The 24,218-nt window shown below is 59.8% G+C and carries 19 protein-coding genes; 5 read left to right on the top strand and 14 right to left on the bottom strand.

Going from position 1 to position 24,218, the window contains the following annotated elements; all coding sequences use genetic code 11:
* The first annotated feature begins 305 nt into the window (after nt 1–305).
* The 5 genes from AB5Z20_RS09175 (at nt 306) to AB5Z20_RS09155 (ending at nt 6,390) form a co-directional block, all read left to right on the top strand.
* Nucleotides 306–1,817: a nucleoside hydrolase-like domain-containing protein gene (locus tag AB5Z20_RS09175; protein WP_368157061.1), complete on the top strand. Its 1,512-nt coding sequence runs from the start codon at nt 306–308 to the stop codon at nt 1,815–1,817.
* A gap of 275 nt (nt 1,818–2,092) precedes the next feature.
* The gene (locus AB5Z20_RS09170; protein ID WP_368157059.1) at nt 2,093–2,830 is read left to right on the top strand and encodes a DUF4428 domain-containing protein; all 738 of its coding nucleotides are present in this window, start codon (nt 2,093–2,095) and stop codon (nt 2,828–2,830) included.
* A 24-nt stretch (nt 2,831–2,854) separates the two neighbouring features.
* A complete protein-coding gene (locus tag AB5Z20_RS09165) occupies nt 2,855–4,177 on the top strand; it encodes a hypothetical protein (protein WP_368157057.1) in 1,323 nt (440 codons plus the stop codon).
* Nucleotides 4,178–4,225: 48 nt separating this feature from the next.
* Entirely contained in the window at nt 4,226–5,467 is a 1,242-nt protein-coding gene (locus AB5Z20_RS09160; protein WP_117763324.1) for an SPFH domain-containing protein, read from the top strand.
* Between the two features lie 80 nt (nt 5,468–5,547).
* Entirely contained in the window at nt 5,548–6,390 is an 843-nt protein-coding gene (locus tag AB5Z20_RS09155) for a hypothetical protein (RefSeq protein ID WP_368157056.1), read from the top strand.
* Nucleotides 6,391–6,499: 109 nt separating this feature from the next.
* Here AB5Z20_RS09155 and AB5Z20_RS09150 read toward each other — a convergent pair whose 3' ends face one another.
* From AB5Z20_RS09150 to AB5Z20_RS09085, 14 genes are all read right to left on the bottom strand, one after another.
* A complete protein-coding gene (locus AB5Z20_RS09150; RefSeq protein WP_195363254.1) occupies nt 6,500–7,120 on the bottom strand; it encodes a response regulator transcription factor in 621 nt (206 codons plus the stop codon).
* The gene (locus AB5Z20_RS09145) at nt 7,117–8,616 is read right to left on the bottom strand and encodes a sensor histidine kinase (RefSeq protein ID WP_368157055.1); all 1,500 of its coding nucleotides are present in this window, start codon (nt 8,614–8,616) and stop codon (nt 7,117–7,119) included. Before AB5Z20_RS09145 ends, AB5Z20_RS09150 begins: the two co-directional genes overlap by 4 nt.
* Complete coding sequence (locus tag AB5Z20_RS09140) at nt 8,613–10,412, bottom strand: histidine kinase N-terminal 7TM domain-containing protein (RefSeq protein ID WP_368157053.1); 1,800 nt, start codon at nt 10,410–10,412, stop codon at nt 8,613–8,615. Before AB5Z20_RS09140 ends, AB5Z20_RS09145 begins: the two co-directional genes overlap by 4 nt.
* Before the next feature lie 226 nt (nt 10,413–10,638).
* Complete coding sequence (locus AB5Z20_RS09135) at nt 10,639–12,069, bottom strand: 6-phospho-beta-glucosidase (RefSeq protein ID WP_329738861.1); 1,431 nt, start codon at nt 12,067–12,069, stop codon at nt 10,639–10,641.
* Between the two features lie 345 nt (nt 12,070–12,414).
* Nucleotides 12,415–13,059, bottom strand: coding sequence for a DUF4867 family protein (locus AB5Z20_RS09130; protein ID WP_368157051.1), 645 nt, complete (start codon nt 13,057–13,059; stop codon nt 12,415–12,417).
* Between the two features lie 144 nt (nt 13,060–13,203).
* Nucleotides 13,204–13,692 (bottom strand): S-ribosylhomocysteine lyase, encoded by a 489-nt coding sequence (locus tag AB5Z20_RS09125; protein ID WP_117770240.1) that lies wholly within the window; start codon nt 13,690–13,692, stop codon nt 13,204–13,206.
* Nucleotides 13,693–13,844: 152 nt separating this feature from the next.
* Nucleotides 13,845–15,335 carry an FGGY family carbohydrate kinase gene (locus tag AB5Z20_RS09120; RefSeq protein ID WP_368157050.1) on the bottom strand — a complete coding sequence of 497 codons (1,491 nt, stop codon included), beginning with the start codon at nt 15,333–15,335 and terminating at the stop codon, nt 13,845–13,847.
* 56 nt (nt 15,336–15,391) lie between these two features.
* Nucleotides 15,392–16,333 (bottom strand): transketolase family protein, encoded by a 942-nt coding sequence (locus tag AB5Z20_RS09115; RefSeq protein WP_329738858.1) that lies wholly within the window; start codon nt 16,331–16,333, stop codon nt 15,392–15,394.
* A complete protein-coding gene (locus tag AB5Z20_RS09110) occupies nt 16,326–17,162 on the bottom strand; it encodes a transketolase (RefSeq protein ID WP_199576976.1) in 837 nt (278 codons plus the stop codon). Before AB5Z20_RS09110 ends, AB5Z20_RS09115 begins: the two co-directional genes overlap by 8 nt.
* Before the next feature lie 2 nt (nt 17,163–17,164).
* The gene (locus tag AB5Z20_RS09105; RefSeq protein ID WP_195535695.1) at nt 17,165–18,565 is read right to left on the bottom strand and encodes an L-fucose/L-arabinose isomerase family protein; all 1,401 of its coding nucleotides are present in this window, start codon (nt 18,563–18,565) and stop codon (nt 17,165–17,167) included.
* A gap of 258 nt (nt 18,566–18,823) precedes the next feature.
* Nucleotides 18,824–19,834, bottom strand: a complete 1,011-nt coding sequence (locus tag AB5Z20_RS09100) for a LacI family DNA-binding transcriptional regulator (protein WP_055252157.1) — start codon at nt 19,832–19,834, stop codon at nt 18,824–18,826.
* A 174-nt stretch (nt 19,835–20,008) separates the two neighbouring features.
* A complete protein-coding gene (locus AB5Z20_RS09095; protein ID WP_368157048.1) occupies nt 20,009–21,427 on the bottom strand; it encodes a 6-phospho-beta-glucosidase in 1,419 nt (472 codons plus the stop codon).
* A 146-nt stretch (nt 21,428–21,573) separates the two neighbouring features.
* Nucleotides 21,574–23,022 (bottom strand): PTS transporter subunit EIIC, encoded by a 1,449-nt coding sequence (locus AB5Z20_RS09090; protein ID WP_271740368.1) that lies wholly within the window; start codon nt 23,020–23,022, stop codon nt 21,574–21,576.
* A gap of 70 nt (nt 23,023–23,092) precedes the next feature.
* Nucleotides 23,093–23,932, bottom strand: coding sequence for a PRD domain-containing protein (locus tag AB5Z20_RS09085; protein ID WP_229030469.1), 840 nt, complete (start codon nt 23,930–23,932; stop codon nt 23,093–23,095).
* Between the last annotated feature and the right edge of the window lie 286 nt (nt 23,933–24,218).

Genomic DNA, 24,218 nt, shown 5'->3' with positions numbered 1-24,218 from the left:
GTGGGCTGCTGGGAGTGGTCGGCCAGAGTTTCGAGGTAACCATCCCATCGGGGGCCCTGACCTTTAGTTTTGTAAACGTCCTCGCGCCTGAGCCCCGCTTATCCTGCTCCTTCGGAGCATCGGATAAGCGGGGCCCGCGCTGCGGAATGTTTACAAAACTAAAGGTCAGGGCCCCCTAAGTTAACGTTGTTCGAAACGCTGGCCGGGCGCTTCCGGCAGCACGCCGGGTCGGTGGCGGTGAGGGCGTGGGTCCCGTCTTGCCTTGCGCGTAACTGGCTAAATTGATTTTGATTGGAGCTGTTCCTATGTCCCAGAAGTTGACTCGGGTGATTGTTACTACTGATATGGAAGTCGATGATATGAACTCGCTCGTTCATTTGGCTCTGTATCTTAACTTGCTTGATGTGCAGGCTGTGGTGTATACGGCTTCGCAGTATCACTTTCTTGGGGATGGCGTCCATACGCTCGGCGAGGTGAATCCGCATTGGCGGACTAAAGGGCGTCGCTCTTATGAGTGGAATGTTGTGCCCCATGAACCTGATCCCACGGCTGGGGAGCTTCGTGAGTATCGACCGTTTCCTGAGCATTGGATCGAGAGCCTCTGGAGCAATGAATATGCCCAGGCTTGGCCTCAGCTGCAGGCTAATGCGGCCGCTGCCGGTGAGCCGCCGTTTCCTTCGCCGGCTCAGATGATTGAGCGTACCTTTGTGGGCAACGTTGCCTTTGAGGGCGATGTGCGTGAGGAGACTGAGGGTTCGCGCGTGATTGCTCAGGCAATCTTGGATGATGACCCGCGTACGCTTTGGCTGCTCAGCTGGGGCGGCATGAATACCATTGTTCGTGCGCTCATGAGCATTGCTGAGCGCTATCGTGATACGCCCGAATGGCCTTCTGTGCAGCAGCGTGTCTATCAGAAGGTGCGCGTGATGGGCGTTGCCGATGGCGTGGGGCAGGACAATTCTTGGCTCGACCATGGGCATGAGCTCTTCCCCGATCTCATCTTTTGGTGTGTGCCCTATATGTATGGCGGCTATGTCGATGCCAAGATGGCTCAGCCCGATACACTGCCGCTGTTCCAGGCTCCCTGGCCCGAACAGAATCTCACGCAGGGCAACGGTCCCCTTATGGCGCGCTATATGCTCTATGGCGATGGCAAGGTGTACGAAAACGAGCCCGAGCGCTTTCAGTTTGGCAAGCATGCGCGCTTGGACTGGGGCCTGGAGGGCATGCCTGCGATGCAGTTTGAGCGCGGCGACTTTATGGCCGAAGGCGACTCAATGACCTATATCCCGCTGCTGCCGTTTGGCCTGCGCGGGGCTGACGACCGCGGCTTTGACACGTTACTCGGCCGCATGTTTTTGGACGGGCATCCCGACTCAGATGCGCCTGCCGGCTTTGCCGCCATAGGCACGCCCGTCGATGGCAATCCTAATCCCTATCTGCGCGCCTATCAGGAGGACTTCGCCGCCCGCGCGCAGTGGTGTGCCCACGAGCCCGCGGCCTGTTCGCATCCGGCGTATGTTGCCGAGGTCATGGACGACCGCAGCGCCACAGCCGGTGAGCGCGTTGCTCTTGCAGCGACCATCGTCGACCCCGATGGCAAGGGCTTCGATGCGCATTGGGATGTCGCCATGGGACCAACGAGCTATGCAGGTGCCCAAGACCTGTCGCTGTGGCAGGAATGCGCGGCGGACGCCACGTTCACCGTGCCCGCCGATGCGCAGCCCGGTGACCGCTTCGTGCTCACCCTCAGCGTGCAGACGCGCACCGAGCGCCCCTGCACCCGCTACGCCCAAGTCGCCATCACCGTCGCGTAGTAAGCGGCGACACCCACATTCGACATGGAGTGCCCCCAACTGCCACTCATTTAAGAACGTCCCCGATGACTACCCAGAAGTTGCGGTGGAATAGTTCCTGTTTGGCCTTCTAAGGCCGCCATTTAGGAACTATTTCACCGCAAGTTATTTGGGGATGAAAAATGGGCCATGTGTCCCAGTTGTGGAGACCTCTTGAGCCGTCTGGGTATCGTGAAAGATCGTGCGCTCCCCCATCATCAAAAGTGACACACGCTACCTGTTGATGGGAGGCAACCATGGGCTTCTTTGACAAGATGTTCGAGAAGAAAGAGTGCGCGATTTGCGGTACCGAGCTGGGACTTTTGGGAAAGACCAAGATCAACGAAGGCTACCTGTGCAAAGAGTGCGCCGGCAAGCTCTCCCCCTTCTTTAGTGGTTGGCGCTCCAGCACCGCGGACGATATCCGCGAGCAACTCGCCTACCGCGAGGCCAATGCCGAGCGTCTGGCGTCGTTCAACCCCACACGCACGCTCTCTGCCGGGCGCACCAACATCATGCTCGACGAAGACGCGGGCCTGCTGATCATTACCTCGCAGAGCCGCTGGTGCGATGCCAATCCCGACATCATCGAGTTCTCACAGGTACTCGGCTGCGATATGGATATCGACGAGCATCGCACCGAAATCTATCGCGAGACCAAGGACGGCGAGCGCGAGAGCTACAACCCACCGCGCTACGACCTGGATTACGACTTCAATCTGACCATCCACGTCAACACGCCGTACTTTACCGAGATCAACCTGCGCGTGAACGACTCCACCATCGATCAGCGCGGTTCCATCGAATACCGCGAGGCTAAGCGCCAGGCAACCGAGGTCCGCGACGCGCTGGTGCAGCTGCGCCAGGAAACGCGCGACAGCGTCGTGGCCGCTAAGGCCCCCAAGACCGCGGTCACCTGCCCCTTCTGCGGTGCAACCACCATTCCCGATGCCAGCGGGCGCTGCGAATACTGCGGCGGCGCCATCGGCGCATAGCCTCCGGCAGCGAAAGGACCGATCATGGCCTTCGAAAGCGTCAACTATCAGTGCCCCGCGTGTGGCGGCCCCCTTCACTTTGCCAGCGCCGAGCAAAAGCTCGTCTGCGACTACTGCGATTCGCGTTTTGAAGTCGAAGAAGTCGAGGCCCTCTATCGCGAGCGCCAGGACAAGGCCGATGCCAAAGCCGATGCGGCAGCCGCGGCCCCCAAGCCTGCTGTCGACGATGCCGTGCAGGAGCTGGCTCAAAACGCCGGCTACATCTGCTCGTCGTGCGGTGCCGAGCTGGTCTCGGACGGCACCGTCGCCGTCACCACCTGCCCGTACTGCGGCAACTCCGCCGTAGCACCCGGTCAGCTCTCGGGCGACTTCTCACCCGACCTGGTGATTCCGTTTAAGCTCGGACGCGATGACGTTATGGCCGCGCTCAAAGACCACTACAAGGGCAAGATCCTGCTGCCCAAGAGCTTTGTCACCGGCAACCATATCGACGAAGTCCAAGGTGTCTACGTGCCGTTTTGGCTCTACGGCGCCCGCGTTGACGGCGAAGTGTGCTTTGACGCGACCAACGAGACCGTAACCGAGGAATCCGACCGCACCGTCACGACCACCGACCACTACGACGCCTACCGTAAGGGCAATATCTCGTTTGAGCGCGTGCCCGTCGACGGATCGTCCAAGATGCCCGACGGCCATATGGACGCCATCGAGCCGTTTGACTACGACGCGCTGCGCCCGTTCTCGGTCGCGTATATGCCCGGCTACATCGCCAACCGCTACGACGAGGATTGCGAGACCTGCAAGGCGCGTGCCGAGCGCCGCATGGAGGAGAGCACGATTTCGGCCCTGCGCGAGACCGTCGTCGACGAGTACGACGACGCCACGGTCGAAAACAAGCAGCTCGACTACACCTGGGAAGAAAGCGATTATGCCCTGTTCCCCGTGTGGATGCTCTCTACCTCGTGGAACGGCAAGAGCTATCTGTTTGCCATGAACGGACAGACCGGTCGCATGGTCGGCGAGCTCCCCTGCTCCAAGCCCAAGCTCGCCATCGCCTCGGTGCTGTTCTTTGTGATCGGGTTTGTCCTCTCCCAGATTCTCTTTATGGGAGAGAACGCCTTCGATCCGGACTACCTCGCCTTTGATGTCGAGGGCATCCTCATCAACATCGTCGCGCCGCTGATCATCGTAATCATCGCGGACGTGCTGCTGGTGGGCCAGCTCAAGACGGCCAACGAGGCCATCCACGCCGATTGTTACTGCGGCGAGCTCGACCTGACCGAGAAGCACGACACCTTCAGCCACACCGAGACCACCGTTGTCATGAAGGACAACAAGGACGATTAGCCATTCTGACCAATACCACCCGGCCTTTGACGAGAAAGGAAGATCACCATGGGACTCTTGAAAGCTGGATTGGGTGCTGCCGGCGGCGTCATGGCCGACCAGTGGAAAGAATTTATCTATTGCGAATCGATGCCCGCTGACGTCTTGGCCTGCAAGGGCAGCAAGCGCACCGGCGGCCGCAGCTCCAACACGCGCGGCGAGGACAACGTCATCTCCAACGGCTCCGTCATCGCCGTCAACGACGGCCAGGGCATGCTCGTGGTGCAAAACGGCAAGATCATCGAGGTCGCGCTGGAGCCTGGCGAGTTTGTCTTTGACACCGGCAGCGAGCCGAGCGTCTTTAGCGGCAACCTGGGCGACTCCATCAAGGAGACGTTCGCCAATATCGGCAGCCGCTTTACCTTTGGCGGCGACGCGGGCAAAGACCAGCGTGTCTACTTCATCAACACCAAGGAGATCATCGGCAACAAGTACGGTACCGCCTCGCCTGTGCCCTTCCGCGTGGTCGATAACAATATCGGTCTGGACGTCGACATTTCCGTTCGTTGCAACGGCGAGTATTCGTACCGCATCACCAACCCGCTGCTGTTCTACACCAATGTGTGCGGCAACGTGACCGATAGCTACACGCGCGATAAGATCGACAGCCAGCTTAAGTCAGAGCTGCTCACCGCCCTGCAGCCCGCCTTTGCCAAGATCTCGGAGATGGGCATTCGCTACAGCGCCATCCCCGGTCACACCACCGAGCTCGCCCGCGCACTCAACGAGGTTCTCTCTGCCGACTGGCGTGACCTGCGTGGTGTCGAGATCGTGAGCTTTGGCGTCAATTCCATCGCCGCCTCGCAAGAAGACGAGCAGATGATCAAGGACCTGCAGAAGGCCGCGGTCATGCGCGATCCCACCATGGCGGCCGCCAACATCGCCAGCGCTCAGAGCGACGCGATGCGCGCGGCAGCCGCCAACCCCAACGGCGCGATGGCCGGCTTTATGGGCATGGGCATGGCAGGCGGCATGGGCGGCATGAATGCCAGCCAGCTGTTCGCCGCCGGCCAGGCGCAGCAGCAGGCCGCCCCGCAACCGGCTCCGGCACCCGCCCCGGCACCGGCACCCGCTGCCGCACCTGCGGCCGGCGCATGGACCTGCAGCTGCGGCGCCACCAACACCGGCAAGTTCTGCTCCGAGTGCGGCAGCCCCGCACCCGCCCCGGCACCGGCCAAGTGGTTCTGCCCCAACTGCGGTAGCGAAAACGGCGGCAAGTTCTGCAGCAACTGCGGAACGCCTAGGCCCTAATCCCTCTATCTGGTAATTGGCGGGGGTTCCGCCACCCCCGCATTTGCTTCTATGGGTTTCGTTCGATAAAGGAGGACACCATGAAGACAACGTTCAAAAAGTCCGTACTCGCATTCCTGACATGCATCTTGGCGCTCGCCTTTGCCCTGACGGGCTGCAGCGGCGGCGGCAAAGACCCCAAGGCCAACTTCGTCGGCAGCTGGGAACTCTCGGGCGGAACCGTGGAGGGCGAAGAGCTGACCGATGAGTACATGAAGATGCTCAAGGAGTGGGGCCTCAACTGTATCCTGATCCTCGACGAAGACGGCACGGGCGTCCTCGACATGTTCCTTGAGGTCGCCGACCTGAAATGGGAGGCCAAGGACGCCACCACCGTAACGATTACCGCCGAAGATGAGTCGCACGACCTGAAGCTCAAGGACGACAAGCTCGTCCTGGAGGTGGACGGCGACAAGATTATCTTTACGAAGTCCGACAAGGATCTGTCCGGTACGGTGAAGAAGGATCGCGAGAACGCCGAGAAGGAAGAGGAGATCGATGAGGCCGTCGAAGACGACGACGTCCAGAGCATCGAAATCTCCCCCGCCGTCACCGTCGCCGATGACGACCTGTGCACCATCACCATCACCGAAAAGTTCAAGGACGACTGGGGCGACATCGGCTTTGTCGTCAACATCACCAACAAGAGCGACAAGGACCTGACCTTCTACGCTCCTTCCGGCAAGACCAACGTCAACGGCACCATGAAGGAACCCTGGTTCTCGGCTCACCTGATGCCCGGCACCAACGCCACCGAGGAATTCACGTTCTCGAGCGGCGAGCTTGACAGCCTTGACGACCTGGTCAACACGACCATCGGCATCGACGCCTACCTGACCGATTCCTACGAGGACGTCGCCTCCTACAGCGCAACCATCGCGTAACGGCACGTAACATCAGCCGCGGTTGGCGGACACATCCGCGCACATGTCAGGCGGGGCCGCAGGAGATAATCCTGCGGCCCCGCCGCTTTATGCCGATGCGTAACGAGCGCTAGCGCTCCATGTTGGGAACGATGCTGCCCTCGGTCACCGCATGCACGGCAAGGCGCATGATGTTGTCGTAGCCGGTCTTGCTTAGGATCTCCGAGATGCGGCGCTTGATGGTGCCCTCGCTCATAAACAGCTCGGCCGCGATCTCGCGGCGGCTCTTGCCCTCGCAGGCAAGGCGCAAAATCGACAGCTCAACATCGTCGAGTGCCGCCGTGCCCGAAAAAATGCTCTCGGGCGGCTTGGGAAACGTGCAATAGCCCGCCAGCGTGGAGCGCATCACGGCGAACAGCTCGTCGATACCGACGTTCTTGTACACAAAGCTATCGACGCCCGCCTCGCGGGCCTGATCGACAAAGGTGATCTCGGGCATGCCGGTCATGATAATGATGCGACACTCGGGCAGCTGCTCCTTGATGCGCGCCGCCGCCACGATGCCGTTGGAATCATGTTCGGTGCATACGTCCATCAGTATCATGTCCGGGCGCTCCCTGAGCGCGACACCCAAGGCCTCGGAGGCATCGGCGATGGCGGAAACAACGGTCATATCGGGCTGGTCGCCAACGGAGCGCGCCAGGCTTTCGCGCAGGATGGCCTGATCTTCGACAATTAACACGCGGATCATGAGTTTCTCCTTTGGGACGCGTCGTTGGCGTTAAGCGGAATGGATACCGCAAGCGTAAAGGGTGGGGCGGCATGGACCTCAAGGTTGCCGCCCAGATTCTGTGCGACATGCCTCATGCCAGGGATACCCGTTCCCTCGCGATACGATACGGGGGCCGGGGACCCGTCGTTAGAAATCGTCATGCGCGCGACGGCTCCAGCATCCGCCCCCTCCTGCCACAGACGCACGTGGACCCGATGCGCCTGCGCATGCTTGGTGGCATTGGTCGAGGCCTCGCGGATAATCTGCAAAAATGCGGCGGCGACACGCGCGTTCTCAGGCAGCGCGCCCTCAACATCGATCTGTACACTCACCAGGCCAAAAGCATGGACGATATCGCCCAGCTGCTCTGCAGGCTCGCTGGCACCGCCACTGCGCAAATCGGCGGCGATTGAGCGCAGCAACGGGTCAACCTGCTCGAGCGACTCATCGTCCAGACGCCCCTCCTCCAAATAGCGATGGAGGATGGACAGGCGCTGCCCGATCACGTCGTGCACGCGGGCACGCATGCGCAGGTAGGCCGCATTGTCGGCAACTTTTTTGACTTCTTCGATCTGGGCCTGGAGTTCTTTGCCCGCAAGCTCAAGCAGGTGATTGGCTTGCGCCAGGCGGTCGTGGGCATGCGCGTATTCCGTCACGTCCAGGCCGATAATGCGCTCAAAGAGGCGGCCCGAAACCATAACCTCGTCGTGCACAAATAGGCGAATCTCGGAAGGAGAGATCTCGACCACCGCACGCGCCTCACCAAAGCGGTCCAGATTAATCCGCACACGGTTCCTACTGCTTTCAGGCATTTGCATGCTAAGTTTGCGCAGGTCGTTCCATGTGCTGCTCATGTCACGCAGATCGGTAGGCATATGAAGTTCCACCAGGTTTTTGCGCATGCAGCGGTTCATGAGCAGCGGACGGCCCCTCGGATCTAGATACAGGATGCCCACGGGAATCACGTTGATGGTCTCGATCGTCGAGAACATGGTGATATCTTCCTGGCGGTTACGGACGTCCATCAAGAGCGCCGCGATGGAGCGGAACAGGAAGAACGCTCCCTCTGCGATAAGGACAACGGTCCACGCCGAGCCCATGGCAAAAACCACCGGTGGTGTAACGGCGACAACAAGCAACAGTTCGACCAGCATGACGAGGCGACGATAGTGCACCATAAGTACCACGCCATAAGCAAAGATTGCGGCATTGAGCCACAACGCTCCGCCCATTGCCCTGGCGCAAACGTCAAGCGGCGCCACCAGATACGAGCCAGACGACGCGAATAAGATGAGCGCCGAAATCATCAGGTGAAGCACAAGACTCGCCTCGTAGGCGCAAATCACCTTACGGTTATAGGACGAACGGCGCGATGCGATGAGCGGGACGTGGATCGTCTGCAGACACGCAGTCAGGGCAAAGACAACATCGAGCGCAACGATTTGGGGAAGGATGAGCGAAATCTGCATCGTCACTCACCCGCCCTCGGCATCAAGACGATCATGCGCAGCTGGCCGGGCTCGCCCTCAAGGCGATATGCCACGTTGCGCCCTTGCAAAGCGCTTTCGAGCTCTTGCGCAGCGGGCGTCTGCGAAAGATCTTCATCATCGTTGGAAAAAAGCGTGGCGCGCAGCTCGACACTGCATCGGTCATGGTCGCCCAAGTGATACATAAGCGCCGGATGGTCGGTGGTGTAGGCAAAAAACGCAAAGTCATACACGCAGTCGTACAGGGCGCTTACCGTACTGGCGTGCAACGGGCGCCGTATGGCGATAATCGAGGCGCAATCGACATCGATCGTGCGCAGGTCACTTGCGAGCTCGTTGGCGATGAGCTGAATGCGGTCGCGATCAAAACCGCTCTCCCCGTGCTGTGCCAACGTGAGCGACCCCTTGCGCTTGCAATAGGCGACGAGCATCTTGGCGCGCTGCAGCATGCGGTAGCGCTCGTGCGAAGACGCTTCGTCGGTCAACGGTGGCAGCGAGCCCAGCAGGTCGTACATCTCTTCGAGCGCGCGGGCAAGCGCCTGGTCCACGTCTTGGACCAGCAAGGTCTCGGCCTCTTGATCTGCCAAATGCGTCTTAAGGTCGTAGTCGGCGGCGAGCAGCTCGTTTTGACGCTGCAGCTCCATTCGACGATGTGCCAGTTCACGGTTAAGCTCGTTGAGCTCCGACACGTCTTGGGCAAGCAGCGCCGATCCACCCAGCAGCGGAAAGGCACGGTACATCACATTGGGATCGGACGCCACGGCAAAGGCATGGGCGCGGCCGTGCTCCTGGATCCGCAACTCCTCGCGCACGCCTACCGGCATTGGCTTTGACACTGGCGTGGCATAGACCTCCTGCAGGTCGCGCGTTAGGACTTTGAGGTCGAGCGGCAAGGTGTCGAAGATGCCGGCGATGTCGTGATACGACGGAATGACACCGCAATCGAGACAGATTTCCATCGCCACCACGCACAGGACGCAATAGACGAGCGAAAAGTTGAGCCTCCATGCCCAGGGCACGCGCAACGCATACGAGACGGCAAAGAATGCGCCACCCAGCAGTACGAGCGCCGCCGTGCCCGAGAAACGCTGGATGCGAAAGGACGAGGACCGACCAACCAGGATAAAAAAGGCCACGAAGTCGAAGACCGTCCACACGAGAACGACAAAATAACCCCAGCCGTACGTGTAATCGTTACTCCAGGTGTCGCTTGTACGGTCAAAGCGGAAGACCTGCTGATGAAAATCGTTGGTGAGCACAAATCCGATAAGCAGGATGGCCGCAATCCACAGCGCAGCGCAGTAGCGGCGACCCAGGCGGTGTTGCTCCAGGCCCGCAAGGCGCAGGCCGCAGAGCTGGCAGAGCAGCGGAATGAGCGTCATGGGCACGTAGTACAGGTACCACAGCACGGTGGCATAGAACGGCGTGAACGACTTGTACTTGAGAATGACTTCGATCATCCACAGGGCGCAGATGGTGGCGATGGCCACAAGGCGGCGACGCAACACATAGTCCAAACAGCGCAGATAGACCGATACGCCCCAGATCGAAAATACAATTGCGGCGACAAGCAGCGGGAGAGAGCTCGAATGGGCGAGCGCATCCACGACCCCTTCGGACACCTTGCTATAGGCGGGCACGGCGTTAGAAAGTTTGGGGTCGAAGGCGAACAGCGCCGGCAAGACCGCCAAAAGCATGAGGAACAGCGCGGTGATGGCGCCGGCGATAGCAAAGACGCGATGACGGTACACCTGATGTGTTATGCCAACAAGGAATCGCGGCATGGCGAAGAGCCTGCCACCCCTGGGATCCGCAACCGGCGCGGTCCGGGCGGCCGCGTGGCCGATATGTCGCTCGCGGGTACTCATAGTCCCTTTAGTGTACCGACAGATGGATCGAAAAAGCGGGCCGCATGTCCCAAAATCCGCAGACGGCAAGGCGCCCGGCGAACATCAACTGCTCGCCGGGCGCCTTGGTTAGGAGACTCTGAGGTCGAGTATCTCAGCTTCCTTAGGACAGGTCCTCACCATTAGAAGCAATAACCTTCTTGTACCAGTCGAAGCTCTTCTTCTTGGAACGCTTGAGGGTGCCGTTGCCGGCGTCGTCGCGGTCCACATAGATAAAGCCGTAGCGCTTGGACATCTCGCCCGTGCCGGCAGACACCAGGTCGATCGGGCCCCAGGTGGTGTAGCCCAGCAGATCAACGCCGTCCTCGGTCACAGCATCACGCATCGCGGCAATATGCTGGCGCAGGTAGTCGATACGGTAGTCATCGTTGATGGAGCCATCCTCCTCGACAACATCCTTGGCGCCCAGACCGTTCTCGACTACAAACAGCGGCTTCTGATAACGGTCGTACAGGTCGTTAAGGGTGATGCGGAAGCCCAGCGGATCGATGGCCCAGCCCCACTGGCTCTCCTGCAGGTAGGGATTCCTGGCGCCGGCGAAGGCGTTGCCCTGGGTGCGCTCGACATCGGGGTTATCGGCACCGGCAGAGCAGCGGGTGCTGTAGTAGCTAAAGCTGATGAAGTCGACGGTGTTGGCGGCCAGGATCTCGCGGTCCTCGTCCGTCATGCCCACATCGATGCCCAAGCGCTCGAGCTTCTTGACGGCATAGGCAGGGTAGTAGCCGCGGCTCTGGACGTCGACGAAGAAGTAGTTGTCCTGGTTATCGAGCTGCGCCTGGCGCACATCGCCCGGACGGCAGCTGTAGGGATAGTAGCTACCTGCGGCGAGCATGCAGCCGATCTTGATCTCAGGATCGATCTCGTGAGCGATCTTGGTTGCCCAAGCGCTGGCGACGAGCTCGTTGTGGGCGGCCAGGTACTCGACGGCCTCCTTGTTCTCGCCCTCCTCAAAGACCAGACCGGCACCCATAAACGGCAGGTGCAAGATCATATTGATCTCGTTGAAGGTAAGCCAATACTTCACCAGACCCTTGTAGCGGGTGAAGATCGTGGTCGCGAGGTTCTTGTAGAAGTCGATGAGCTTGCGGTTGCGCCAGCCGCCGTACTCCTTGATGAGGTGAATCGGGCAGTCGAAGTGCGTGATGGTCACAAGCGGCTCGATGCCGTGCGCCTGACACTCGCGGAATACGTCCTCGTAGAAGGCCAGACCGGCCTCGTTGGGCTCGGCCTCGTCACCGTTGGGGAAGATGCGGGTCCACGCCAGACTCATGCGGAAGGTCTTAAAGCCCATCTCGGCAAAGAGAGCGATGTCCTCTTTGTAGTGGTGATAGAAATCGATGCCGGTCTGCGCAGGATAGTAATAGCCGTCCTCGAAGTCGAGCATCTTGCGCTGGCCGGAGACCACCGCATAGCGCTCGGGGCCGTGCGGAGCCACGTCCACGTTGGCAAGGCCGCGGCCGTCCACGTTGTAGGCGCCCTCGCACTGGTTGGCAGCCGTCGCGCCGCCCCACAGGAAGTCATTACGGAAAGCCATGCATCAATCCTTTCGCACGCTGTTGTCATAGGCTCAGTATCCCTGCAAACGGGGTACCGCTCAACGGCAACGGCGCAGGCCGATACTTCTTTTCGCGCGCAGGTGCCCGGCAGCCGCCCCGTCTGACACTTTTTGATACCCGCCTGTCCAAGCCGCCACAAAGGGGACAGGCACCTTTGTGGTGGCTTGGGCCCGGTTTGTCTCAATCTGTAACAGTTAGACAGCCAAAATCGGGCCTGGTGTTACAGATCGAGATTTTTCGGGCGGCCCTCTACGGTTTGTCTCGATCTGTAACAGGTAGAGACGATTTAGCCCGCTAGATGTTACAGATCGAGAAAGAAGGCTCTAGTCCACGGTGATGTCGAGGTTCTTGCCGATGAGGCCTACGTAGCCGCCTTCGGCTGCCTTGGGGCTGTCGGCGTGGCAGAGGACCCACTTGTCGGCCTTCCAGTAGCAGTAGCTATCGCCGGCCGCGGGCATGTCGGATGCAGCCTCGGGGCGTGGGCCGTTGGTGCCCGCCGGCAGCGCCACCATCACCTGGAAGCCGCCGTCGTCGACCATGCAGGGCGTGTAGTGCAGCGTAGTGTTGAAGACCTCGACAACCGTACCCGCCGGCACGCGGAACGCCTTGACGCACGCGGTGTCGAGCTTGCCGTCCTCGATCTCCCAGCGATGCGCCACAAGCAGGATAAAGTCGCGAGCGCCCAGGTTGAATTCGCTGGCGCGATGATACTCCAGGCAGTTAAGTCGTGTATTGTGGCCGTTGCACCAGCCCAGCTGGAAGGGACGACCGCCAAACATGAGAAAGCCCAGTTTATCGGCATCCTTGACGCCCTCGAGCTCCGGCGCACTTGCTACGTACTTGCTGCCCTCGGGAATGGGCGTGGCAGAAAGCGCCTCGAGCACGGGCGACGTGAGCTCGGACGGAACGTTATCCCAAACGTTGCCATAGGGCTTGAACTCGGGATCATTGACAGAGTAGATATGCATGTTCACTCCTGTTCGTAAATGTGACTATACGAACATTCTAGAACAAACATGAGCGATTTTGAACGCTCGTCCCGACCAATAAACAAAAAGGCGCCCCCGCATAAGCGAAGGCGTCCAATGCGCGCGTTTTGGACGATAAAGCCCTTAAGCCTGCTGATAGTGCAGGTGCTTCTCATCGATATCGGCCAGGTCACGGTCGAGATAGCGGCGTGCGAGCCAGTTTGCCATGGGGAGGTTTTGGTCCAGGTAGTTGCCGCACTCCTCGGGAGCGGCACCGGGGACATCGCCCTCAAAGCCGGCGACAAACTCGAACAGCTCACGCACGAGCGGCAGAATCTCCTCGCTCGTCACCTCGCCAAACACGACGAGGTAAAAGCCCGTGCGGCAGCCCATGGGCCCAAAGTAGACAATACGGCTCGACCACTCGGCATGATTGCGAAGGAACGTCGCGCCCAGGTGCTCAATGGTGTGGCACTCGGCGGTGTTCATGACCGGCTCCTTGTTGGGCGTGGTCAGGCGCAGGTCAAACGTGGTGACGGCAGCACCGGTTGCCGGATCGCGGTCGATGCGGCTCACATACACGCCGGGCTCAAGCAGCAGATGGTCAACGGAAAAGCTCGCAATGCGCTCCATAGCAGATCCTCTCGGTAGTCAATTTGGGACGGGGCTCTTTTAGCTGGTTCGAATGGTCGCACCAATCATACCAGTCAAAAAAGCCCCGTCCCAAATTGACTACCTGGGACGAGGACCAATGATTTTTTAATCCCCGTCCCAGAAAAACCATGCTAGGCAGTGTAGGCAATCGTTGATTTCACGGCGTGGCGCCAGCCGGCGATCTTTTTGGCGCGCTCGTCGGCGGTCATGGCAGGCTCCACGATGCCGCGGGCCCCATAGACGTCGACGACATCGCGCGTGTACATGCCCAGCGCAATGCCGCAGGCCCAGGCCGCACCCAGGCCGCTCATCTCGTCGTTGCTCGCGATGCGGATAGGCGAGCCAACCAAGTCGCTCTCAAACTGCATCAGGTACGCATCGCGCGTGGGACCACCGTCAACGCGAAGCTCGGACAGCACCGCGCCCGAATCCTCGACCATCGCATCGATCACGTCAAAGATCTGATAGGCGATCGACTCGTCGGCGGCCTTCACGAACTCCGCGCGACCCGTGGTACGCGTCATGCCAAAGACGCAGCCCTCGGCGTCACTCGCCCAGTGCGGCGCGCCCAAACCGGTAAACGCCGGCACAAAGTAGACGCGGCTCGCCGGATTGGCAGCGTAGCACAGGTCGGTAACTTCCTCGGGGTTATTGATGAGCTCCAGATCGTCGCGCAGCCACGTCTTGACAGCACCGGCGTAGCTCACGTTGCCCTCGAGCACGTACTCGGTCACGCCGTCCATACGCCATGCGAGCGAGCTCGAAAGCCCGTGCGAGCTGGCAACGAACTCGTCGCCGACGTTCATCATGACCGAGCTGCCGGTGCCATAGGTCGCCTTGGCCATACCGCGGCTGTGGCAGCCCTGCGCGAACAAGGCCGAGTGGCTGTCGCCCAGCACGCCGTGAATGGGCACGGGCGCTGGCAAAAAGCCGCCCAGATCCGTCATGCCGAACAGGCCATCGGAATCGGTCACCTGCGGCAGGCAGGCCACGTCGACGCCAAAGGCCTCGCACACCGGCTCGCTCCAGCAGCCACGGCGCAGGTCAAAGAGCTGCGTGCGGCTGGCATTGGACCAGTCGCAGCGAAACTCCGCGCCGCCCGTGAGCGTCCAGACCACCCAGGCATCGATGGTGCCCAGGCACAGCTCGCCTGCCGCCGCGGCCTCGGCAGCAGCGGGAACGTTCGCAAGGATCCAGGCCATCTTGCCCGCCGGATAGTAGGGCGAGAGCACCAGACCCGTCGTGTCGCGCACCAGCTCGGCCACACCCTCGCGCGCGGTCAACTCGTCGCACAGCTCGCGGGCGCGGGCGCACTGCCACACCACGGCGTCGCACAGCGGCTCGCCCGTCGTGCGGTTCCATGCAACGGTGGTCTCGCGCTGGTTGGAGATGCCGATGCCGGCGACGTCGGCCGGATTGACCCCGGTCTCCTCCACCACGGCACGCGCCACGGCCAGCACATTGGTGGCAATCTCGGCCGGATCATGGCTCACCCAGCCGGCTTCGTTGACAATCTGGCGATGCGAGCGGTCGGCACGATGAATCAGATGGCCGCCCTCGTCTACCAGCAGCGCCTTGGTGCCCTGCGTGGACTGATCGATTCCGATGATGTAGCGGCCCATGGCCACCCCTTTCAAAACGAATGTGACAAAGGGACGGTCCCTTTGTCACATTCCAGTTACTCTGTGGGCAGGAATTCGGCGACGGTCTGCGCGATTCCGGCACCCGTCAGGCCGTAGTGTGCAAAGACCTCGGGGCTCGTGCCGGTGATGACCGGCGCGTCGGGCAGGGAGAGGCACTTGACCGGACGCGGGCAATGCTCGCCCACAACCTGCGCGACCATAGAGCCCAAGCCGCCGAAGGGACTGTGCTCCTCGACAGTCACGACGGCGCGCGTGGCACCGGCAGCCTCAATCACGGCCTCGGCGTCAAGCGGCTTGACGCAGTACATGTCGAGCACCGTTGCCGAGATGCCCTGCTCGGCCAGCAGGTCGGCAGCGTCCACGGCATGGCGGACCATCTCGCCGGTAGCGACGAGCGTTACATCGGTGCCGCGGCGTACCCAGGTGGCGCGATCCATCTGGAACGGGCACTCGCCCTCGGCGTACACGTCCTCGACCGGGTTGCGGCCCACGCGGATGTAGGCCGGCTTGTTGTCGGCGACCAGGGCCCGCACGAGCTCGGCGGTCTGGAAGCGGTCGCTCGGCAGATACACGCGCATGTTGGGAATCGCGCTCATGGCGGCGATATCCTGCGCGGAGTGATGGCTCATGCCCAAGGCGCCGTAGGACACGCCGCCCGAGATGCCGATGAGCTTGACGTTGGTGTTGGAGTACGAGACGTCGACCTTGCACTGCTCATACGAGCGCGTGGTCACAAAGGACGCCGGCGAGGCGGCCCAGGCCTTCTTGCCGCACGAAGCCATGCCGGCGGCGATGCTCACCAGGTCCTGCTCGGCAATGCCGACCTCGACGGACTGCTGGGGATACTGATCAAAGAACGGCGTGAGCGATGCGGAGCCGCGGGAATCGGAGCACAGGACGACGATATCCTTATCGGTCTTCGCGGCCTCGAGCAGCGTGTCGCAGATAACCTTGCGATTGGCGATCTTGTTAGCCATTGATGGCCTCCTTATGGGCAGCGAAATCGGCGATGATCTGGGCATATTCCTCATCGTTAGGCAGGTGATGATGCCAGGCGGCCTTGTCCTCCATAACGGGCGAGCCGTAGCCCTTCACCGTGTTGAGGATGATGACCGTGGGCTTGCCGCAGGTCTCGGCCGCAAGCGTCAGCGCGGCGTCGATGGCCCGGACGTCGTTGCCCGGAATAGAGAGCACGTTCCAGCCGAAGGCGGCCCAGCGCTCCTCCTGCGAGTCCTGCTTCATAACGTCCTCGGTGCTGCCGCTGATCTGCAGGCGGTTGCGGTCCACGAGCGCGCACAGATTATCGAGCTGGTAGTTGCCGCCGCTCATGGCGCCCTCCCAGACCGAGCCCTCGGCAAGCTCACCATCGCCCATGATGGTGTAGACGCGGTAATCGCGGCCGTCCATCTTGCCGGCGAGCGCCATGCCCACGGCCACGGGCAGGCCGTGACCCAGCGAGCCCGAGTTCATTTCGATGCCCTTGAGCTTGTTGTTGGGGTGGCCGATGTAGGGGCTGCCGAACTTGGAGAAGCGGGCCTTGACGTCGTCGAGGTCAAGATAGCCCTCGTGGCAGAGCACCGCGTAGTAGGCCTCCATAGCGTGGCCCTTGGAAAGCACGAAGCGGTCGCGGTTGGGATCGTCGACGGTCTCGGGCGAAATGTTGAGGTGGTTGGCATAGAGGGTCATGAGGGCGTCGATCACCGACATGTCGCCGCCGATGTGGCCGCCGGCGCCAGCCATGATGATATCGACGCAATCGCGGCGAAGGTCCCAACGCAGGGACTCAAGCTCTTCGATAGTTGCCATTTCTACTCTCCTCGCAGGTAGGCTTTAACGTCTTCTTCGATGGGGTCGTACAGGTCGGGGGCAATGCCGATGTACTTGCACGCCTCGTAGAGCACCGGCACCACGTTGGCGTGAATAGCGACGCAGTGGTGGATGTAGGGGCCCTCGACGATCTTGGCTTCGAGGCGCTTGAGGTTGTCGACCTCGACCCACAGGTAGGTGCCCATGCCGGCCGGGCCGTCGATGCCGCGGGCGTTGCCCAGTAGCAGCGAGTACTCGCCGTTGTCACCGTCAAAGCGGGCAAGGGTGAGGTCGCCGTGCTTGGCCTCGGCCGTCAGCGCGCCGGGGTGATCGAAAGCCAGCGGGTAGGTGAGCTTGGGCTTGACGGCCGCGCAGCTGCAGGGCCAGGGGCCGCAATGCTGCAGCAGCTCGCCGTTCTCGTTATCGGGATGGCGCACGGTCCAGTCGGCGAACATGCCGCGGTGACGGCCCAGGTCGGCGGCCTCGACCATCAGCGCGGTGATGGCGCCGTGGATATCGGTCTCGCATACGATAGGAATGCCCATCTCGTTGAGGATGGCGTTGGCGGCGCAGGGCATAATGCCCAGCTCGTCCTGCAGAGCGTTCCAGCACTGAATGGCACCGGCGTTGCAGCCATACTTCTCGACCAAGCGCTTCATGGCGATGGCAAGACCGGCGACCGCGGGGACCTTGTCCTCGGGGATGCAGATCTCAAAGCTGTCGTTGATGTGGGCAAGCATGGCGGCCATGGCCTGCTCGTCGGCCTGGGCGTCGCGCACAGCCTGGACAAGTTCGGTCATGGGGATAGGCGAAAGCTGGATGTTGAACTTCTCGAGCAGCTCGCCCTCGTTGCACATGGTCGACCAGAAGTCGAATGGACGGGTGGCCATCTGCAGGATGCGGGTGTGCTTGAAGGTCTTGACCACGTTGCAAACGGCCAAAAAGTCCCAAACGCCGCGCTCGAACTCGGGGTCGGTCAGGCGGCAGTTGGTCATGTAGGTGAAGGGAACCTGGAAGCGGCGCAGGACCTTGCCGGTGGCGAACAGGCCGCACTGGCTATCGCGCAGGCGTGTGCCGTCGGGCTCGGGGCGCTCGTCGCGCGGACCCCACAGCAGTACGGGTAGACCGAGCTCGCGGGCAAGGCGAGCGCAAACGTACTCGGTGCCAAAGTTGGCGTGGCACAGCATAATGCCATCGACGCCCTCGGCGCGGAACTTCTTCACGATAGGCTCGATATGGCTGTCGTCGAACAGCAGGCCCTCGTCATTGATGTCGTCGATATCCACGATGTCGACGCCGATCTCGCGCAGGCGATCAGCCGTCAGGCCGCGATACTTGATTGCGTCCGGCGCGCTAAAGATACTGCGGCGCGTGGGCACAAAGCCGAGCTTGATCTTGTCCATGTACGTCCTCCCCTAATCACATGTTCAGTAAACAGACGCATGTTTCGTTTTGTTCTGTTTACTAAATGTTTTACTCTACTGTTTAGAAGTTTAACGCGAAATACCCGTAGACGGTAGAGAAATCAGCCTAAACGGTATGTAAACAAACTGAACATACAAGGGCATCAAAAAGAGGGCCCCGAAGGACCCTCTCTTAGTAGCGTTATGTATGGCTGCCTTAGCGAGCTTTGCCTCCCTACGGCCTAGCGTTGCCTTTGCCTAGATTTCGCGCACGCTTTGGCGCTCGACAAAATAGGTCGACACGGCCGTCTTGCAGGTATAGCTCTTGGGATTGCGGATGTTGCCCACCAGGCGGCGCACCGCGATCTCGCCCACCTCGTGCTTGGGAACGTGCACCGTGGTGAGCGGCGGATTGGAGAAGGCGCCCAAAGACAGATCGTCAAAGCCGATGATTGAGACATCCTCGGGGACACGTATGCCGTGCTCGTTCAGCGCGCGCATGGCGCCTACGGCGAGCACGTCGTTTTCGGCAAAGAAAGCCGTCGGCAGGTCGTCGCGCGAGACGCTGTCGAGCCATGCGCCCATGTCGCGATAAGCACCTTCGAGCGTGGTGCCCAGTGTGACGCGCCATGTCGGGTTGGCCTCAAGGTCCGCATCCTCAAGCGCTTGGCGATAGCCGCGCTCGCGATCCTTAAAGTTGCGGATGCGAAGGTCGCCTGCCAGATAGCCGATTTGCTTGTGACCCTTCTCGATAAGGTAGTCCACGGCGCGCAGCACCGAGTCGGTGTTGGCAATGACTACGGCATCGAAGTACTGACGATCGCTCCAGCCATCGAGCACGATCAAGTGGGCGGCAGCGTTGGCGAACAAGGCATAGTCTTCCTCACCCAGCTCGGTACCCATCAGCACGATAGCGGCGGATGGATCGGCGATCAGGCCCTCGACCTGCGGACGCACGGCGTCCAAGTCGCTAAAGTCGAGCGAGACAAAGCTCGTGCTCATACCGTGACGACGCGCCTGGCGCTCCACGCCCTCAATAACCGCGGGATGAAAGGTGCTCTCGTCCAAAATGGCGCCCGTCTTGCGCGCGAGCACAAACTGAATGCTCTCGAGCTGCGTCGACTGCTGGTAGCCAAGCGATTGCGCGCACTCCAGGATGACCTTGGCGGTCTCCTCACTCACGCTGCGCTTGCGGTTGAGCGCGTTGGACACGGTCGCAGGCGAAAAACCGGTGATGCGGCTGATCTCGCGAACACTTGCTTTGGCCATTGTTCCCCCTAGCAACGGCCGTGGCGGAGCATCGCAACTCGATGGCTCGGCAAATAAACGACCGCAAATTCAATCTAAACAGAATAGTAAATGTTTAATAGCTAGTTTAGCCTGTTGTCAAGCGAAGTGGCACGACTATTCCCCCAACGGGCGCATTTGTCCATCTTAACGTTATTACGCAAGGTCTTCGCCATTGCTTGCTATTACGCGTCGGTACCATTCGAAGCTTTTCTTTTTACGTCTCTCAAACGAGCCCGCACCGCTATCGTCTCGATCGACATAGATAAACCCGTAGCGCTTACGCATCTGTCCTGTGGCGACCGAAACCAAATCGATCGGGCCCCAACAGGTATATCCCATGAGTTCCACCCCGTCGAGCTCGACGGTCTCCCTCATCGCTTCGATGTGGGCCCGCAGGTATTCAACTCGATAGTCGTCTTCTATTTCACCCGAATCTTCCGGCACATCAGGAGCACCCAAACCGTTTTCGACGATGAACAGCGGCTTTTGATAGCGATCCCAGATTTCATTCATGGTGACGCGCAGCCCTTTGGGGTCGATAAACCTCCCCCAAGGCTCCTGTTTTAGATACGGATTAGGCGCCGAGCGAAGAAGGTTCGAATCGAACTGACCTTCCGCATGCGCTTTTGCGACGCGCGTCGAGTAATACGAAAACGAGACGAAATCGACCAGGTTTGCAGCCAGTACTTCGCGGTCATCATCCCGATAGGGCACCTCAAAACCATGGCGGGCGTATTCCTTGAGAACATAGCTCGGGTACGCACCGCGCACCTGGACGTCGGTAAACATGTAATGGCTGCGATTCTCAGCCTGCGCAGCCAGCACATCGTCCGGATCACATGTAGCCGGATAGAAGACACCTGCGTTGAGCATGCAACCGATCTTCGCCCCAGGGCACAGTTCACGACACGCCCCGACCGCACGGGCGCTCGCAACCAATACATGGTGCACGGCCGTGTGAACCGTTGCATAGCGATTCTCCCCTTGCTCGAAGATGATCCCCGCCGCCATAAAGCACGCCTGCGTCATGATGTTGATCTCGTTAAAGGTCAGCCAATAATTGACCAATCCCCGATAGCGCTCGAACACGGTACGCGAATATCGCTCGAACAGGTCGACCAACCTGCGATCGCGCCATCCGCCATACGCATCGACGAGATGCATGGGGACATCATAGTGGTTGAGCGTCACCAAAGGCTCAATGTCATGCGCGCGACACGTCCTAAAAACATCCTCGTAAAAGGCAAGGCCTTCTTCATTGGGCTCGGCTTCGTCTCCTTTGGGAAAAATGCGGCTCCAGGCGATTGATAAGCGCAGGCATTTAAAACCCATCTGGGCAAACAGTTCAATATCCTGCTTGTACCTATGGTAAAAATCAATGCCCTTGCGAGCGGGATAGAAGCTGTCGGGTGCCAACGCACGCGGATCAAGGTCTCCCCGCATGACGTCCATGCGTTGATCGCCAAACGGCAGCATGTCGGAATTGGCTAAACCGCGACCGCCTTCGTTCCATCCTCCCTCGCACTGGTTTGCAGCCAGAGCCCCGCCCCATAAAAAATCTTCTCTAAACATTATGGTGTCGTCCTTTCTATCAAATTCCCGGCCCACACTGTCGAACGCAACGGACTCGGCAAGTGCCGCGCAACAGCACAGTACCGTTGCGCGGCCAAGGGGTCGGACCGCGCAACGGCTGGGGAGCATATTTGTGTAGTAGCCTCTTATGCCTCGACGGATTCAACGGCCTCAGAATCGCCGCTCTTGGACTTCAACGGCATCTTCTCCTGTCCTTCAAATCCAAAAATCATCGCCAACGCAAACGTCACGGCACCGCCAGCAAGACACCCGATGGTGCCAGGGATGATATCCTGAGCAAACATGAGCACGTTCATCCATGGGAAACCAACGCCAGTGAAGATATAGACGTTGGCATGAAGAAGGCTTACCAGCAGACCACCGACAGCACCACCAATCATGTTCCAGGCAAGAGCCTTCTTGTCGCGAAACAGGATGCCGTAGATGATGGGCTCACTCACGCGACCGAAGGCATAGGTGATGAACAAGTTCCAGCCCGTGGCTCGACTCTCCTTGCCCTTAGCGCGCAGGCCATAGGCGAGCGCGATGGCAAGCGTGGTGTAGGCTACAACCGCGGTGCCGGGGTATAAGATGGCGTCGTAACCGTTCTGGAGCGCGGCGGGCAATATGGCGGTATAGATCGGCACGTGCATGCCGGTGGCGATGATCAGATTCCAGAATGCGCCGATAACCGCGGTCGCAGCGGGACCGGCAACAGAGGCGAGCCAAATGATGAAATCGGCCACAAGGCCCATGACAAATTGGACGGCAGGGCCGCAGAGGCACAGCGCGACCGGCAACATCACGAGCACCGTACCCACGGGTACGATCAGAATGCGCAACATATCAGGCGAGATCTTCTTAAAGAAGCGCTCAACATAGGACTGGGCCCAGGTGATCAAGATGACCGGAAGAACAGCCTGGGTGTAGTTGACGAGCTGCATGGGGATGCCGAAGACGCTGAAAGGCTTTCCGTCCTCAACAATAGCGAGCATGTCGGGATAAATCATCACAACAGCGATGAGCAGTGCCAGCACAGGACTCGTTTTGAACTTCTTAGCCGAGCTATAGGCGGCAAACACCGGGAAGTAGTAATACGCCGCATCGCCCACCAGGGAAAGGATCCGATACAGGTCGCTCGTTTCGGACATAAAACCGGCGCCTTCGGGCCCAAACAGAATAACGAGCATCTTGAAGATACCGGCGACACAAAAGATCGGAAGGATCGGGGTGATAGCGCCGCTCACGGCATCGAGCAGCTGATTGAAGAGGTGCTTGGGCGCCAAGCGCTCCTTCCAGCTAAGCTGAGGGCCATCGAGTTCCTCGTCAATCGATACCGTGACCTCGAATCCGCCCTGCTTACAAACCTCGTCGTAGACCTTGTCGACCGTGGGCCCGACCACCAGCTGCACCTGCCCTCCGGCGTGCACGACGCTGATGATAGACGAGATGTCCTCAAGCTTCTCATCATTCGAGAGGCTTTCATCCTTGAGGTTGAAGCGCAGGCGCGTCATGCAATGCGTAACCGAAGCCACGTTTTCCGCCCCGCCCACAGTGGAGAGAATCTGCTCTGCCACCTTTTTGTAATTTGCCATCATTGGCTCCTTTGCACAATCTTGGCTTACTGTTCGAATCGGCAAAGGTCATGCCCCGAATGGCTACGGGTTACAATCCTTTTTTGGAGATGATCCGGTTGAGATGGATCATCAGATAGAGTTCCTCCTCCTCGGAGAGCGTGGCGTCCCACGTTTCACGACAATAGGAACCGATATGCTTCACGCACTCTGCCAACTGCGGAAACTCCTCACGAAAGTTCTTGTACATCTGCATGTTGGCGCTGTTCAGCGACTCGCCGGCTTGAATGCGCTTGAACAGGTACCGCAGATGCGTGGCGAAGCGGGTGAAATCAAAGGAATCGCGGTCGACAATAATGCGGAAATCGCTTTCGAGAATCTCGATAACGTCCTCGAGCATATCGTCGAACTGCTTTGCGGGCTCGGCCGTGGCTTTGACGGCTTCAACAACCCGTGCGTTCACGAGATTCATCGCAATACTGGCAATCTCATCCTTGGGAAGCCGCTCTCCGAGCTCCTTCTCGAGTCGCATGACGATAAACTGGGCAGCCTTGTATTCCTTCGGATACGTCTCCCGCACTTCATAGGCAAGAGGCATCGCGATGCGGACCCCCTTTTGGGCTCGCGCAACGGCAAACGACAGGTGATCAGCCATGAACAGCGTCGCATTGGTCGAGAGGTCGTAGGGCAGTTCGTTGGCAACGATGTCCATAACTTTCGCCGCAAACATCACGATATCCGAGGGAAGATCCCTCATGACATCTTGTCCTTTAGGATCAATGTCGTAAAACGTATGCTCGATTTTAGAAAGAGGGAGCTCTCGAGGAAAATCTCCGCCGAAACCGACGCCCCTGCCCATGGCGATGACATCTCGCCCCTGTCCGTCACGGCAAAGAACCGCGTTGTTGTTAAGCTTTTTAATTGCAAGCATGGTGAACCTCCTTTCAAGAACACTCACAGAAAAAGGCATGATAGCCAATAGCAGTGCTATTGCGGTCATGCCTTACGTAACAATCCGTGTTGTATTGCTCTTGGGCATGCCTCCACACAGGAGTAACAATCCAAGATGCAGAATGCATTATAGCGCTCTCCCCGCCCCGGGGACCATCGGGCTGGCGAACGGTAGATGTCGGCCCGCCAGCCTTGATTATCAACTTCAACCGAACACCTCCCACATTCATCCGCACATGTGCGGATGAATGTGGGAACCCGATACC

The sequence above is a fragment of the Collinsella aerofaciens genome (genome assembly GCF_040910245.1).
Lineage (GTDB): Bacteria > Actinomycetota > Coriobacteriia > Coriobacteriales > Coriobacteriaceae > Collinsella.
Note: the sequence above shows the minus strand (reverse complement) of the source record. Positions and strands in the feature narration are given on the sequence as shown.